The following is a 14,024-nucleotide window of genomic DNA, read 5'->3' as shown; positions in this document are numbered from 1 at the left end:
TCGGGTCTCCTCAGCGTCCGGCCAGCGCATCGACGATCTTCAGCCGCTTGGCGCGCAGCGCCGGCAGCACGCCCACCACCAGGCCGATCAGCACGATCAGCACCAGCCCCACGATCCAGGTCTGCAGCGGGATGGTCGGGGGCAGCATGCCCTGCGCCCTGCTCGCCAGGCCCGGCAGGATCACCCGCGCCAGTCCCATCCCGACCAGGCCGCCCAGCCCCACCAGCAGCACCGATTCCACCAGCACCAGCCACAGCACCGTGCCGTCCTTGAAGCCCAGCGTCTTCAGGATCGCCAGCTCCGGGACGCGCTCGCGCACCGCCTGGGCCATGGTGTTGCCGGTCAGCAGCAGCAGGGTGAAGAACACCGCGCCCATGATCGAGGTGACGATCAGGCCGATGTCGGCGAACTGCTTGGCGAAGGACTGCTGGAACGCCGACTCGGTCTGGCTCTTGGTCTCGCGGTCGGAGTTGAGCGACAGCGCATCGATGGCCTGGGCCACGCGCGAGGCGTGGTCTGGGTTGTCCAGGGTCACCGTGTACCAGCTCACCTGGCCCTTGATGTAGTCGTTGGACTCGTCGAAGTACTTCCAGTTCATGACCAGCTGGCGCTCCTCGCCCGCGGCCGCGGCGCGGTCCTTGGAGCGGAAGATCCCGACCAGGGTCAGCGGCCAGTCGTTGCTGCCGCCGCGCGGGAAGATCGTGGCCTGCAGCGGGATGGTGTCGCCGATCTTCCAGCCGAATTCCTTGGCCAGGGTCTCGCCGACCACCGCGCCGGTGCGCGTCTCCTGGAACGCCTTGAGCTGCTCGGGGGGAAGTTCGTAGTTGCTGTAGACGTCGAAGAAATTCGGCGCCACCGAGAAGTTGGCGAAGAAGTTCTTCGGATCCTGGTAGATGCCGCCGAACCACATCGCGTAGGTCACGTCCTTGACCCCGGGCACGGTGCGGATCTGTTCCTGCAGGCGCACCGGCAGGCTCTGGGTGATCGACAGGCGCGAGGTCGTGACCAGGCGGTTGGCGCCGTCGACGCTGCCGCCGGAGTTGAACGCCACGCGCACCGAGTCGAGCATGCCGAACAGCAGGAAGGCGGTGACCACCGACAGCAGGGTCAGCAGCGTCCGCGTCCTGCTGCGGAACAGCTGCGCCCATACGAGCGAGAGGTATTTCATCGCGGTGTCCTCCGGTCAGTGCGCGGCGGGCGCGTCGGCCAGCTCGCCCTTGTCCAGGTGGATGGTATGGGTCGCGTACTCGGCCGCCTTCGGGTCGTGGGTGACCATGATGATGGTCTTGCCGTGCTCGCGGTTGAGCATGCGCAGCAGGTCGAGGATCTCCTCGGCCGAATGCCTGTCCAGGTCGCCGGTGGGCTCGTCGCAGATCAGGAAGGTCGGGTCGGACACGATCGCGCGGGCGATCGCCACGCGCTGCTGCTGGCCGCCGGACAGCTCGTTCGGGCGGTGGCTGCGGCGGTCGGCCAGGCCGACCAGGGTCAGCGCGATCTGCGCGCGGCGCGCGCGGTCGGCCGCGCCCAGCTTGGTCAGCAGCAGCGGCAGCTCGACGTTCTTCTGCGCGGTCAGCATCGGCATCAGGTTGTAGAACTGGAACACGAAGCCGACGTGGTGGCTGCGCCAGGCCGAAAGCTGGCCGGCGCTGAGCCGGTCGATGCGCTCGCCCTCGATCTCGATCTCGCCGTCGCTGGGCGTGTCCAGCCCGCCGATCAGGTTCAGCAGGGTGGTCTTGCCCGAGCCCGACGGGCCCATCAGCGCGACGAAGTCGCCGCGGGGGATGTCGAGGTCGATGCCGTGCAGCACCTGCACCTTCTCGGGGCCGCGCTGGTAGGTCTTGGTGATGTTGCGGAGGGTGACCAGGGTGGACATGCGCAATTCCTCGGGATGGCCGGCCGTGGGCCGGCGTGGCGTGTTGCGGGGCGTCGTCGAAAGGATCAGGGCTGGGCGCCGGCGATGCGGACGCGGTCGCCGTCGGCCAGGGTGTCGGGTGCGTCGAGGACGACCGTTTCGCCGGCGGTCAGGCCGGACAGCACCTGGCGGTCGCCACCCATGGCGATGCCGGTCTTGACCGTGCGCTGCTCGACGGCGTCCTCGTCGCCGACCACGAAGGCCACGTCGGCGCCGCCGCGTTGCGCGATCGCCGCGGCCGGCACGCGCACGCCCCGCGGCTTCTCCGTCTCGCCGGCCTTGGGCGCGGTCTCGAGGAAGCTGACCCGCACGCCCATGTCCGGGACGATGCGCGGGTCCTTCTCCTTCAGCGCCACGCGCACCTTGACCGTGGCCTTGCCGCGGTCGGCCGCCGGGATGATCGCGATCACCTCGCCGGGGATGCGCCAGTCGGGATAGGCGTTGAGCGTCGCTTCCAGCGGCATCTTCGGCTGCACCCGGCCGATGTAGGACTCGCCGACCTCGACCTCCACCTCCAGCGAATCCATGTCGACGATGGTGCCGATGCCGGTGCGGGTGTAGCCGCCGGTGGCCAGCGGCGAGACGATCTCGCCAGGCTGGGCGGCCTTGGAGATCACCACGCCGGCGAACGGCGCGCGGACCACGGTGTTGTCCACCCCGTGGTCGGCGATGCGCAGCGAATCGCCGGCGACCTGGGCCTGGCGGCGGGCGGTGACCAGCTGCGCGCGCAGCGAGTCGCGCTGGGCCACGGCCTGGTCGTACTGGGCGCGCGAGACCAGCTGCCGGCCGACCAGCTCGGACAGGCGCCTTGCATTGGCCTCGGCGTCGACCAGCTGCGCCTGCACGCTGTCGGCCTGGCTGCGCGCGGCGGCCACCTGCGAACTGGCCAGGGTGCGCTGGGCGTCGGCGTCGATCGGGTCCAGCCGCGCCAGCACCTGGCCTTCCTCGACCCGCATGCCTTCCTCGATCAGCACTTCCTTGACCCGGCCGGTGACCTTGGCCGAGACCGTGGCCATGCGCCGGGCGACCACATAACCGCTGGCGTCCAGCACCGACGCGCCGGCGCCGCCGCCGGTGGCCAGCGCGGCGGCGGTGGCGGTGCGCACCTCCGGCGCGCGCTCGCGGCCGAACAGGGCCCAGCCGCCGGCGGCGGCCAGCAGCACCGCCGCGGCCACTCCCAGGCCGATCCACAGCCCGCGCCGCGACGGCGGCGGGGCGGGGGTCTTGTTGCGCTCGATGCGCAGTTCCTTGAGCAGTTCGGCGGAGGCGTTCATTGCGTTCTCGGTTCGATCCCGTGCCAGTGTCCGGCGCAAGGGTACAGGCAGGCCAGTTGCCGGAAGTCACTTTGTGGCCGGTGGCCACGCCGGGGCGACGGAGCCCGCCCCGGCCGCGACGGACGGGGGAGGGACCGTCCGCCGCGCACGGCCGGGGCGGGCCGCGACCGTGGTGCATCCTGCTGGCCGCGGCGCCGGCGGCGTAGTGACAGCTGTCATGCGTCTGGCGTGCGGGTGGCGACTGCCGGCGGCGGCGGCGGGCGCGGACACTGGCGGCAGGTTTCCTCCGACGCCACCACTGGGGATGCCGCGCCCGCCGGGTGGTGCGCCACGTGGCCGGCGTAACATCCGCCATCGGCGGCGCCGTTCGGTTCCCGGCGGGGTATTGCCGCGGCCCGCGGTTGCAGCACAAGGAGATCGCGATGTCCCGTTCCTCCACCGGCGCCGTCCGCCGCTTCATGCCGGCATGGCTGCGCGCCGCGCCCGATTCGCTGCTGGTGCAGAGCCGGCGCCGCGGGCTGCCGCCGTGGGCCGAGTTCGTCCACTTGCTGTGGACGATGTGGGTGTTCGTGACCCCGACCTTCACCGCGCAGGGCTACGACCTGCGCTGGCTGTTGCTGACCCTGGTGTCCTATCCGGTGTTCGTTGCCCTGTACGTGGGTACCCTGGCGCTGCCGCAGCGCTGGGTGGCTTCGTGCGCGGCGGGCATGCTGGTGCTGTGCCTGGTGCTGCTGCCGTGGTACCCGAGCGGCATGAGCTATTTCGTGTTCGGCTGCGTGATGCTCGGCGCGCACCACTGGCGCACCGGCTGGCACTATGCGGCGGCGCTGCTGCTGGCCAATCTTGCGCTGATCGTTTCCGCGCGCCTGCTCGGCTACCCATGGTCGGCGCTGGCGTGGATGCCGGTGACGACGCTGGTGGTTGGCCTGGTCGTGCACATCGAGCGCCAGCGCCACCACAAGGACGCCGCGCTGCGCCTGTCGCAGGAGGAGGTTCGCCGCCTGGCTACCACCGCCGAGCGCGAGCGCATCGGCCGCGACCTGCACGACCTGCTTGGCCACACCCTGTCGCTGGTGGCGCTGAAGGCCGACCTGGCGGGCAAGCTGTTGCAGCGCGATCCGGCCGCGGCCGGGCGCGAGATCGGCGAGCTGGGCCAGGTCGCGCGCGACGCGCTGGCGCAGGTGCGGCGCGCGGTGACCGGGATCCGCGCCGCGGGGCTGGCGGCCGAGCTCGCCGCCGCGCGTCTGCTGCTGGAAAGCGATGGCGTGGCGGTGGAGGCCGAGCTGGAGGAGGCCGCGCTGGCGCCGGAGCACGAGACCGTGCTGGCGCTGTGCCTGCGCGAGGCGGCGACCAACATCCAGCGGCATGCGCGCGCGCGCCGGGTGCGGGTCGAGCTGGCGCGCGCCGGCGATCGCTGGCGGCTGGCGGTGGAGGACGACGGCCGCGGCGGTGCGATCCGTCCCGGCAACGGCCTGGACGGCATGCGCGAGCGCCTGCGCACGCTGGGCGGCAGCCTGCGGTTCGAGCCTGCTGGCGCCCGCGGCACCCGCCTGGTGGCCGAGCTGCCGCACTGGCACGCACCGGCGCCCGTCCTCCAGCCTGTGTAGGAGCCGGCACTCTGCTACCGTCCGCGCATGTCCAGGTACCTGCCCCGCATCCCGTGATCCGCGTCCTGCTGGCCGAAGACCAGGCCATGGTCCGCGGCGCGCTGGCCGCTCTGCTGGCGATGGAGCCGGACATCGAGGTCGCCGGGACCGCCGCCGACGGCGAGCAGGCCTGGCGCGAGGTCCAGCGGCTGCAGCCGGACGTGCTGGTCACCGACATCGAGATGCCCGGCCTGACCGGGCTGGAACTGGCCCAGCGGATCCAGCGCCACGCACTGCCGGTGAAGGTGGTGATCGTCACCACCTTCGCCCGCGCCGGTTTCCTGCGCCGAGCGCTGGAGGCCGGCGCCTGCGGCTACCTGCTCAAGGACGCGCCGGCCGAGCGCCTGGCCGAGGCCCTGCGCAAGGTCCGCCACGGCGGCCGCGCGATCGATCCGGAACTGGCGGTGGAGGCCTGGGGCGAGGCCGATCCGCTCAACGACCGCGAGCGCCAGGTGCTGCGCCTGGCCGGCGAAGGCCGTTCCTCCGGCGAGATCGCCGGCCAGCTCAACCTCTCCCAGGGCACGGTGCGCAACTACCTGTCCGAGGCGATCGGCAAGCTCGGCGCCGGCAACCGGATCGAGGCCCACCGCCTGGCGCGGCAGAAGGGCTGGCTGTAGCGGCGCCGGCCACCGCGCGGGACGGACATCCGTCCGCATCCGATGTATGTTCATGGCCCCGGGCCCGGCTCGTCCCGCCAACTCCATGCCGCGTCGTCTGCAACTCGCCAACCGCATCGGCCTGCCGGTCGCGGCCCTGATTTTCACCGCGGTCGGCGTCGGCGTGCTGTTCGGGGCCCAGCGCTTCATCGCCGATGCCAAGCAGGTGGCGCACACCAACGAGGTGATGGCCAGCGTCGACGGGGTGGAGGCGCGCCTGCGCGACGCCGAGGCCGCCCAGCGCGGCTACCTGCTGACGGGCCGGGCCGAGCACCTGGCCGGATACCAAGCCAGCCGCGACCAGACCGGTCCGCAGCTGGAGGCGCTGGCCCACCTGGTCAAGGACAATCCCCTGCAGAGCCGCCGGGTGCGCGATCTGGCCGAACTGTCCGCCCTGCGCCTGGCGCAGATGGAGCAGAACCTGGCCCGCTACCGCGAAGGCGGCCTGGAGTCCGCCCAGGCCGGCATCGACGCCGAGGTCGACCAGACGTCGCACCGGATCCGCGCCAGCGCCCGCCAGCTGCTGGACGAGGAGCGCCGGCTGCTGGCCGAGCGCGACCGCACCAGCCGCCGCAGCGCCGACATCCTGCGCGCGCTGGCCGGGCTCGGCATTCCGCTGGGGATCGCGGTGGTAGGCAGCGTGTACTGGCTGCTGCTGCGCGAGATCCGCCGCCGCGGCCGGGCCGAGCGCGACGGCAGCCAGGCCAACCTGCGCCTGCGCGAATCGGTCGCCCAGCTGGAGCGGCACAGCGCCGACCTGGGCGAGCTGACCCGTTATGGCAGCCTGCTGCAGAACTGCCTCAGCGCCGCCGAGGCGGTGGCGCTGACCACCCAGCTGCTGTCGCGGCTGCTGCCCGGTACCGGCGGCACCCTGTACCGGATCCGCGCATCCAACGACTACGCCGAGGAACTGGCGCACTGGGGCGAGCACGCCGCCGCCAGCGCCGTGCTGCTGACGCCCGACCAGTGCTGGGCCCTGCGCCGCGGCCAGCCGCACCTGCTGCGTGCGCAGGACGGGACCCTGCGCTGCGACCATGTGGAACCGTCCGCCGACGTGGGCGCCTGCAGCAGCGCCTGCCTGCCGCTGGCCGCGCAGGGCGCCCAGCTCGGCCTGCTCTACCTGTCGGCGCCGGATCCGGCCTTCCTCGCGCGCCTGGACCTGGTCCAGGCCGCGGTCGAGCAGCTGTCGATGGCGCTGCACAACCTGGCCCTGCAGGAGCGGCTGCGGATCCAGTCGATCCGCGATCCGCTCACCGGCCTGTTCAACCGCCGCTATCTCGAGGAATCGCTGACCCGCGAGCTGGCGCGCTGCGAGCGCCGCGGCCTGCCGCTGAGCCTGATGATGATCGACCTGGATCACTTCAAGGCGTTCAACGACCTGCACGGCCACGCCGGCGGCGACGCCCTGCTGGCCGCCTTCGGCCAGCTGCTCGGCTCGCTGGCGCGGACGGAGGACATCGCCTGCCGCTACGGCGGCGAGGAGTTCACCCTGATCCTGCCCGAGGCCGGCGCGCAGAGCGCCCTGGATTGCGCCGCGCGGGTGGGCGAGGCGGTGCGCGGGCTGCGCGTGCACCACCTCGGCCAGGAACTGCCGACGGTCACCGCCTCGATCGGACTGGCGGTGTTCCGCCCCGACGCGGACGATGCGTCGCGCCTTTTGCAGCGCGCGGACATGGCGCTGTACCGGGCCAAGCGCGAAGGCCGCGACCGGGTGGTGCAGGCGGAGTGAGCCGCGTATTCGCGGCACAGGCACATCTCCTTTGTAGGAGCCGGTCTTGCCGGCGACCGCCATGGTGGGACGTCTGCGTGAAACCGGCTGCCATTGAAGCGTCCGCCGCCACGGTCGCCGGCAAGACCGGCTCCTACAGGCCCGCGCGCGCCTTGAGCATCGCGTAGGCCGAGCGCAGGCCCATGGCCTCGCCGCCGGCCGGACGGCCGGGACGGCTGCCGTCGTTCCAGGCGTAGGTATCCAGGTGCGCCCAGGGCAGGCCCTCGGGCAGGAAGCGCTCCAGGTACAGGGCCGCGGTGACCGCGCCGGCCATGCGCGAGCCGGCGTTGGCCAGGTCGGCCACGTTCGAGGTCAGGTAGCGCAGGTAGGGCCGCCACAACGGCATCCGCCACAGGGGATCGCGGGTGTCGCGGCCGGCCGCCAGCCAGGCCTCGGCCAGGGCGTCGTCGTTGGCGAACAGCGCCGGCAGGTCCGGGCCGAGCGCGACCCGCGCCGCGCCGGTGAGGGTGGCGAAGTCCAGCACCAGGTCGGGCTTCTGCTCGGCGGCGTAGGCCAGCGCGTCGCACAGGATCACCCGGCCCTCGGCGTCGGTGTTGTCGATCTCCACGCTCACGCCCTTGCGGGTGGCGATCACCTCGCCCGGACGGAAGGCGTCGGGGCCGATCGCATTCTCCACCGCCGGCACCAGCAGGGTCAGGCGCAGCGGCAGCCTGCGCGCCATCACCAGCCCGGCCAGGGCCAGCGCGTGCGCGGCGCCGCCCATGTCCTTCTTCATGTTGCGCATGCCGTCGGCCGGCTTGATGTCCAGCCCGCCGGTGTCGAAGCACACGCCCTTGCCGACGATGGCCACGTGCGGGCGCGCGCCGGCCTCGCCGCCATCGAAGCCCCAGCGCAGGGCGATCAGCCGCGGCTCGCGGTGCGAGGCGCGGCCGACGGCGTGGATCGCCGGGAAGTTCCGGTCGAGCAGGGCCTGCCCGGCGAACACCTCCAGCTGCGCGCCGTGGGCGTCGGCCAGCTCGCGGGCGATCGCTTCCAGGTCCGCCGGACCCATGTCCTGGGTCGGGGTGTTGACCCAGTCGCGCACGCGCATGCAGGCGTCGAGCACGTCCAGCGCCTCGGCGTCGAGTTCGGCCAGGCGCAGCCGCGCCGGCGCCCGCCCGCCGCTCTTGTAGCGGTCGAAGCGGTAGCTGCCCAGGCCCCAGCCCAGCTGCAGGGCGGCCAGTTCGGCCGGCGGCAGGGCGTCGTCGGCCGGAATCCAGGCCGCGTCCGGCAGCATGCCCGGACCGTGGGCGTAGGCGCAGGGATCGAGCCGGTCGCCCACGCCCAGCGCCGCGCCGGCGATGCCGTCCGCGCCTGGCAGCAGCACCGCGGTACCCGGCGACGCGTCGAACGCCTGCGCGTCCAGCCAGGCCGCGACCGCGTCGGGCTGGGCCGCGCGCCAGGCGGCATAGCCGCCGCGGTCGAGCAGGTGCAGGGGCAGGGCGGTGGAGTCCTGGCGGGCGTAGGCGGCGTGGGTCATGCGGGGTTCCGGGGGGTACGGAGGTCGCCGTGCAGGGAGACGGTCGGATCGGAGAACGGGTCGTCGGCAGGCGGGAGGTCGCCCAGGTGCGCGTCCAGCCAGTCGGCCAGTCCGGCGAGGGTGTCGAACTGCAGGTCCGGCTGCAGCTCCGGGTGTTCCCAGGTCGCGCCGGTGCGGTTGATCCAGCAGCTGCGCAGCCCGGCGCGAGCGGCGCCGGCCACGTCCATTTCCGGATGGTCGCCCACGTGCAGCACCTCGCCATGGTCATGGCCGAGGCGGACGCAGGCGGCGTGGAAGATGCTGGCCTCGGGCTTGGCCGCGCCGTGCTCGCGCGAGCCGAGCTGGAAGGCGAAATGACTCATCAGCCCGATCCGTTCCAGGTCGGCGTTGCCGTTGCTGACCGCGGCCACCGGGACGCGGGCGGCGATCCGGGCCAGCGCGTCGATCGCGTCGGGGTAGCACTCGACCTGGTTGCGGGCGGCGTAGAAGGCCTCGTAGGCCGGCTCGAGCAGGTCCAGGCCGGCGCCGCTGGCCTCCAGGGCCTCGCGCAGGGTCAGCCGGCGCAGGGCGGACAGGTCGTGGTGCAGGTGCGGGTTGTCGCGGAAGGAGCGCTCGCGCAGTTCGCGCATCGCCGCCATCGGGTACATCGCGGCGGTGGCGGGACTGTGCTCGAGCATCCACTCGTGCAGCACCCGGTCGATGCGCGCGCCGATGGGCGCGAACGGCCACAGGGTGTCGTCGAGGTCGAGGGTAATGGCGCGGACGGTGAAGCTCACCGGGGCATTGTAGGCCTGTGCCTGCCGGGCTGCGCGGGCGCGGTGGAACAGGGCCGGAGCGGCATGCTCACTCCAGCAGCCGCGCCCAACCCTGCATGCCCTCCACCTGCGCCAGCACCAGCTTGATGCAGACCAGCAGGGGCACCGCCAGCAGCAGGCCGATCAGGCCCCACAGCCAGCCGAACAGCATCAGCGCCAGGATCAGCACCAGCGGCGACAGCGCCATCCGCCGGCCGAGGATGATCGGCGTCACCACCTGGCCCTCGATCGTGTGCAGCAGCAGGTACAGCGCCGCCGGCAGCAGCGAATGCAGGGTGTCGTCGAAGGCCACGAAGCCCACCAGCAGCATCGCGACCATCCCGATCAGCGGACCCACGTAGGGCGCGTAGTTGAGCAGCATCACCATCGTGCCCCACAGCAGGGCCTCCTGCGGCGGGAACTTGAGCAGGTACAGGATCCCGGCGAACACCAGTCCCACCACCGCGTTGATCACGCTGATCGTCAGCACGTAACGCGAGACCTCGCGCTCGATCGAATGCAGGATCTCCACCGTGAACTTCTTCTGCTGCCGCCCCGGCAGCAGGGCGATCGCGTTGCGCTGCAGGTTCTCGCCGTAGACCATGAAGAAGAAGGTCAGCAGCACCACCGCCAGCACCGAGGCGGCCAGCCGCGGCGTCCGGGTCAGCGCCGCGTAGGGATCGTCCACCCGCGTCCGCACCACCTCGACCTTGCGGTTGGCTTCGCCGGCCGCGGCGCGGGCCATGTCCTCGGCGATCCGGTTGGCCTCGTGCATCGGCTTGGTCAGGTCCTGCAGCTGGCGGCCGAGCTTGCGCGCCTCGCGCGGAGCCTGCTCGGCCCAGGCCGTGGCCGGTGCGGCCAGCTGCACCGCCAGCGCGCCGGTGCCGGCCAGGCCGGCGACCAGCACCAGCAGGGCGGCCAGGAAGCGCGGCACCCACAGCTTGCGCAGCAGCCGGATCATCGGGTTGCCGACCAGGGCGAAGAACATCGCCAGCAGGATCGGCAGGATCACTTCCTGCGCCGCCCACAGGGTATAGCCGACCGCCAGGGTCGCCAGCACCACCAGCGCGGCGGCCGAGCGCGGCCGTGGCCGCGGCAGGTTGGCGTCGACCGGGACCGGCAGCGGTGGTGCGGGCGCGCCCGGGAGGGAAGCGGGCTCGGGCGGGACGGGGGGCGTGGCGGACATGCGGCCTCGGGGCGGCAGGCAGGCCGCGGGGCCGGCCGGTCAGGATGGAAGGAAGGGGGTCAACGCTCGGAGACTTCGGTCGCCGCCTCGGCCGGTGCGGGCGCGCGCACCGGTGCCTCGGTGGCCGTGCCCGGTATCCCGTCGCGACGCGCGGCCGCGGCGGACCCGAAGGGATCGGGTCCGCCGGATACTGCACCCTCGCTCGCCGCCTCGGCGGCCACCGAAGCCTGCTGCGCGGCCACGTCGGCGGAATCGCCGGCGTCCTCCGAGGCCGCCGCCGCGCGCAGCGAGGCCAGCATCGAGGACACCGTGCCCAGCATCTGCAGCCAGCGGCTCCCACCAACCTTGGACAGGGGTTCGCTGCGGCCGACCAGGAAACCGGAGAGCAGGCCGGCCACCACGATCCGCGCCGGCGACCAGGCGCGGCGCCAGGCTTCGCCCAAGGCGGCCCGCTCGTCCGCGGCGCGGTCCACGCAGCCTTCCGCCCGGCGCTCGGCGCGGTCGACCCTCTGTCGCAGCAGTTCGAACCTCATGCCGGTGTCCCGCCGGTGGCTGGCACGCCGCTCGCCGCCGCTGTGGATGCAGGTGCCGGAGCCTTCGCATCACCCGTGCCGCGACCGCGATCGTCGCCGTCCTCCGGCCCGTCGCCGTCGTCATCGCCGCCGTGCTCGTCGAACAACCCCATCCGGCTCAACTGGCGCCGGGTCGCATGCAGGCCCATGTAGTCGAAGAAGCGCGACGTGCGCCATGCCGCCAGCCCGGTGATGGCCAGGTTGAACAGCGCGGCCACGCTCAGCGAGGCCAGCCAGGACAGCCCCAGCCGCTGCATCAGGGCGACGCCCGCGGCGGTGGCCAGCAGCCAGGCCGAGGCGCCGAACACCACCGCCACTCCGGCCCAGGCCAGCCCGCGCCCGAGCGCGCTGCGGGCCAGGGCCACGTCGGCCGAGAACAGCGCACGCAGGGCACGCAGGCTGTCACCGTGAGCCGACAGGGTCGCCCGACCAGCGGCGCCGATGGCGCGGATGCTTTCGTCCAGCGGCGGCGTGGCGCCCGTCGGTTCACGGGCGTCGTCGCTGCCGGGATGCTCCCCTTCGCTCACGGCCTGCGCGCGCCGGTCAGCGGTCGCGGCGGCTGAGCGCGGCCACCAGCCAGCCGGCGGCGAAGGCCACGCCGAAGGAGGCCAGCGGGCGCTCGCGGATCAGTTCGGCGGCGCTGTCGATCAGGTCGCGGCCTTTGTCCATGAGCGCGTCCATCTGCTCGCGCGCGGCGTCGCTGCCCAGTTCGGCCGCGGCCAGGCCCGCCAGGCCGCTGTCGGCCAGTTCGGCCTTGACGTTGGCCCGGCCCAGGCGCAGCTCGTCGCCGGCGGCCGAGGCCGCGCCGCGGATCGCCTCGCCGGCGGCGCCGGCGGCGGCCTTCAGGTGCGAGCCGGCTTCGCTCAGGTTGTCCTTCATGTTCTCGGTGGAGGTCGGGCTCATCGGAAGTCTCCTGTGGTGGTGCGAGGGGCGACGCCGTGCTGGCGTGACGCGGCCATGGAACCATGGCCGCGGTGTAGGCGCTGTTACGGGACGGCGGGCGATTGCAGCCGCGATCGGCTCACTGCATCGGCAGCCGGCCCTGCACGTTACCGCGGACGATCAGCAGCACCAACTGCCGCGGCGGCTGGGCCAGGCTGGCGCGCAGCCCCGGCAGATCCTCGACCGCACCGGCGGTGGTGGCGGTGATGATGTCGCCCGCGCGCAGGCCGTTGGCCGCCGCGCGGCTGCCGCTGGCCACGCTTTCCACCAGCACCCCGCGGCCCCTCTGCTGGCGCTGCGCTTCCGGAAGCTCGGCCAGCTTCGCGCCGGCCAGGCGCGGATCGACGCCGCCGCCGTCCAGGCTGCGCGGCTGTTCGCGCAGGGTCGCGGTCAGCGCCACCGTCCTGCCGTCGCGCAGCACCTGCAGTGGCACCTTCGCCCCCACCGGCTGCAGGCCTTCGTAGTTGTGCAGGGCCAGCGGGTTGCCGATGCGCTGGCCGCCGGCCTCGACGATCACGTCGCCGGCGCGCAGCCCGGCCGCGGCCGCGCCGGAGCCTTCGTACACCCGCGCCACCAGCGCGCCCTGCTGGCCTTCCTCCAGGCCCAGCGACCGCGCCAGGCGCGCGTCCAGGGCCTGGGTCTCCACGCCCAGGGTGCCGCGCCGGACCTCGCCGGTGGTCACCAGCTGCTGGACCACGTCGCGCGCCAGGTTGGTCGGGATCGCCAGGCCCAGGCCGATGTTGCCGGCCATGCTGCCCTGCGGGTTGAGCGAGGCGGTGTTGATCCCGACCAGCTCGCCGCGCAGGTTGACCAGGGCGCCGCCGGAGTTGCCCGGGTTGATCGAGGCGTCGGTCTGGATGAAGTTCTGGTAGCCCAGGCCGCGGATGCCGCTGCGGCCCACCGCCGAGACGATTCCGGAGGTCACCGTCTGGCTCAGGCCGAACGGGTTGCCGATCGCCACCACGTAGTCGCCCACCTGCAGCCGGCCGCTGTCGGCCAGCGGCAGCTCGGTCAGGTTCTCGGCCGGGATCCGGATCAGGGCCACGTCGGTGTCGCGGTCCGAGCCGAGGAACTCGGCCTTGAGCGTGCGCCCGTCGGCCAGCGACACCGAGACGTCGTCGGCGCCCTCGATCACGTGATGGTTGGTCAGCACGTAGCCGCGCTGCGCATCGATGATCACGCCCGAGCCCAGCGACTCGTTGATCCGCTCCTGCGGCACCTGCGGGAACATGCGCCGGAAGAACGGGTCGTCGAAGAACGGGTTGCGCACCCGCACCCGCTGCTGGGTGTGGACGCTGACCACCGCCGGCATCGCCCGCTGCAGCATCGGCGCCAGCGAGGGCAGCGGCTGGCCGTCCACCGCCGCGGGCAGGGCGCCGGCCACGGCGGCGGGCAGGGTGGTCGAAGCGGCGGGCGCCGGGGCCACGGCCGCTGACGCGGCCTGGGCGCGGTTGTCCAGCAGCTCGTTCACGGCGGTGGCGGCGAAACCGCCGAACGCGGCGGCGGCGGTCAGGGCGAGCAGGGTGGTCGCGGGGCGCATGCAGCTGGGTTCCTCGCAGGCGTGGGTTCGGGTCCGGTCGGGTCATCGCTTCCGTGCGCGTGGCACCTTTCGTCCATGGGGACGGATGCCATGCTCATCAAGCTGAACGAGTCTGCTGCGCCCGGATTTAACAGCCGGTGAAGTAGCTTTCCGGGGCGCCCGCGGCAACGGTGGCGGACGCCTCCGTCCGCCCGTCGCGGCCGCCCCGCGCGCATGCGGCGCCAAGGTTGACAGCCCCCCGGACCGGGTTTAGC

13 protein-coding genes are annotated in these 14,024 nt (G+C 73.0%); 3 read left to right on the top strand and 10 right to left on the bottom strand.

The window, feature by feature from the left end; translation table 11 throughout:
• Positions 1-10: 10 nt before the first annotated feature.
• The 3 genes from CSC62_RS00970 to CSC62_RS00960 all read right to left on the bottom strand — a co-directional run bounded on the left by CSC62_RS00970 (position 11) and on the right by CSC62_RS00960 (position 3,186).
• The gene (locus CSC62_RS00970; RefSeq protein WP_162404287.1) at positions 11-1,168 is read right to left on the bottom strand and encodes an ABC transporter permease; all 1,158 of its coding nucleotides are present in this window, start codon (positions 1,166-1,168) and stop codon (positions 11-13) included.
• Positions 1,169-1,183: 15 nt separating this feature from the next.
• The gene (locus CSC62_RS00965) at positions 1,184-1,873 is read right to left on the bottom strand and encodes an ABC transporter ATP-binding protein (RefSeq protein WP_162404286.1); all 690 of its coding nucleotides are present in this window, start codon (positions 1,871-1,873) and stop codon (positions 1,184-1,186) included.
• A 65-nt stretch (positions 1,874-1,938) separates the two neighbouring features.
• Positions 1,939-3,186, bottom strand: a complete 1,248-nt coding sequence (locus CSC62_RS00960; protein WP_162404285.1) for an efflux RND transporter periplasmic adaptor subunit — start codon at positions 3,184-3,186, stop codon at positions 1,939-1,941.
• 422 nt (positions 3,187-3,608) lie between these two features.
• Between CSC62_RS00960 and CSC62_RS00955 the strand changes: the two genes are divergently transcribed.
• The 3 genes from CSC62_RS00955 to CSC62_RS00945 all read left to right on the top strand — a co-directional run bounded on the left by CSC62_RS00955 (position 3,609) and on the right by CSC62_RS00945 (position 7,217).
• Entirely contained in the window at positions 3,609-4,793 is a 1,185-nt protein-coding gene (locus tag CSC62_RS00955; protein WP_162404284.1) for a sensor histidine kinase, read from the top strand.
• Positions 4,794-4,846: 53 nt separating this feature from the next.
• Positions 4,847-5,449 (top strand): response regulator transcription factor, encoded by a 603-nt coding sequence (locus CSC62_RS00950; protein ID WP_162404283.1) that lies wholly within the window; start codon positions 4,847-4,849, stop codon positions 5,447-5,449.
• Positions 5,450-5,534: 85 nt separating this feature from the next.
• Positions 5,535-7,217 (top strand): diguanylate cyclase, encoded by a 1,683-nt coding sequence (locus CSC62_RS00945; RefSeq protein ID WP_162404282.1) that lies wholly within the window; start codon positions 5,535-5,537, stop codon positions 7,215-7,217.
• 133 nt (positions 7,218-7,350) lie between these two features.
• On the opposite strand, the gene CSC62_RS00940 is transcribed toward CSC62_RS00945, so the two are convergent.
• The 7 genes from CSC62_RS00940 to CSC62_RS00910 all read right to left on the bottom strand — a co-directional run bounded on the left by CSC62_RS00940 (position 7,351) and on the right by CSC62_RS00910 (position 13,770).
• Positions 7,351-8,736 (bottom strand): leucyl aminopeptidase family protein, encoded by a 1,386-nt coding sequence (locus CSC62_RS00940; RefSeq protein ID WP_162404281.1) that lies wholly within the window; start codon positions 8,734-8,736, stop codon positions 7,351-7,353.
• A complete protein-coding gene (locus CSC62_RS00935; protein WP_162404280.1) occupies positions 8,733-9,512 on the bottom strand; it encodes an HAD family hydrolase in 780 nt (259 codons plus the stop codon). Before CSC62_RS00935 ends, CSC62_RS00940 begins: the two co-directional genes overlap by 4 nt.
• 67 nt (positions 9,513-9,579) lie before the next feature.
• Complete coding sequence (locus CSC62_RS00930; protein ID WP_162404279.1) at positions 9,580-10,716, bottom strand: AI-2E family transporter; 1,137 nt, start codon at positions 10,714-10,716, stop codon at positions 9,580-9,582.
• A 59-nt stretch (positions 10,717-10,775) separates the two neighbouring features.
• Entirely contained in the window at positions 10,776-11,249 is a 474-nt protein-coding gene (locus CSC62_RS00925) for a protein sip-5 (protein WP_162404278.1), read from the bottom strand.
• Positions 11,246-11,815 (bottom strand): phage holin family protein, encoded by a 570-nt coding sequence (locus CSC62_RS00920; protein ID WP_246194093.1) that lies wholly within the window; start codon positions 11,813-11,815, stop codon positions 11,246-11,248. Before CSC62_RS00920 ends, CSC62_RS00925 begins: the two co-directional genes overlap by 4 nt.
• A gap of 16 nt (positions 11,816-11,831) precedes the next feature.
• The gene (locus CSC62_RS00915) at positions 11,832-12,191 is read right to left on the bottom strand and encodes a hypothetical protein (RefSeq protein WP_162404277.1); all 360 of its coding nucleotides are present in this window, start codon (positions 12,189-12,191) and stop codon (positions 11,832-11,834) included.
• 118 nt (positions 12,192-12,309) lie between these two features.
• On the bottom strand, positions 12,310-13,770 hold the full coding sequence (locus CSC62_RS00910; protein WP_162404276.1) for a Do family serine endopeptidase: 1,461 nt from the start codon (positions 13,768-13,770) through the stop codon (positions 12,310-12,312).
• Between the last annotated feature and the right edge of the window lie 254 nt (positions 13,771-14,024).

It is taken from the genome of Pseudoxanthomonas jiangsuensis (genome assembly GCF_010093185.1).
GTDB lineage: Bacteria > Pseudomonadota > Gammaproteobacteria > Xanthomonadales > Xanthomonadaceae > Pseudoxanthomonas > Pseudoxanthomonas jiangsuensis.
Note: the sequence above shows the minus strand (reverse complement) of the source record. Positions and strands in the feature narration are given on the sequence as shown.

Excerpts from the sequence above, each read along its gene's own strand:
- CSC62_RS00960 (WP_162404285.1), bottom strand. The coding sequence starts at position 3,186 with ATGAACGCCTCCGCCGAACTGCTCAAGGAACTGCGCATCGAGCGCAAC.
- CSC62_RS00970 (WP_162404287.1), bottom strand. The coding sequence starts at position 1,168 with ATGAAATACCTCTCGCTCGTATGGGCGCAGCTGTTCCGCAGCAGGACG.
- CSC62_RS00930 (WP_162404279.1), bottom strand. The coding sequence starts at position 10,716 with ATGTCCGCCACGCCCCCCGTCCCGCCCGAGCCCGCTTCCCTCCCGGGC.
- CSC62_RS00915 (WP_162404277.1), bottom strand. The coding sequence starts at position 12,191 with ATGAGCCCGACCTCCACCGAGAACATGAAGGACAACCTGAGCGAAGCC.
- CSC62_RS00965 (WP_162404286.1), bottom strand. The coding sequence starts at position 1,873 with ATGTCCACCCTGGTCACCCTCCGCAACATCACCAAGACCTACCAGCGC.
- CSC62_RS00940 (WP_162404281.1), bottom strand. The coding sequence starts at position 8,736 with ATGACCCACGCCGCCTACGCCCGCCAGGACTCCACCGCCCTGCCCCTG.
- CSC62_RS00925 (WP_162404278.1), bottom strand. The coding sequence starts at position 11,249 with ATGAGGTTCGAACTGCTGCGACAGAGGGTCGACCGCGCCGAGCGCCGG.
- CSC62_RS00910 (WP_162404276.1), bottom strand. The coding sequence starts at position 13,770 with ATGCGCCCCGCGACCACCCTGCTCGCCCTGACCGCCGCCGCCGCGTTC.
- CSC62_RS00945 (WP_162404282.1), top strand. The coding sequence starts at position 5,535 with ATGCCGCGTCGTCTGCAACTCGCCAACCGCATCGGCCTGCCGGTCGCG.
- CSC62_RS00955 (WP_162404284.1), top strand. The coding sequence starts at position 3,609 with ATGTCCCGTTCCTCCACCGGCGCCGTCCGCCGCTTCATGCCGGCATGG.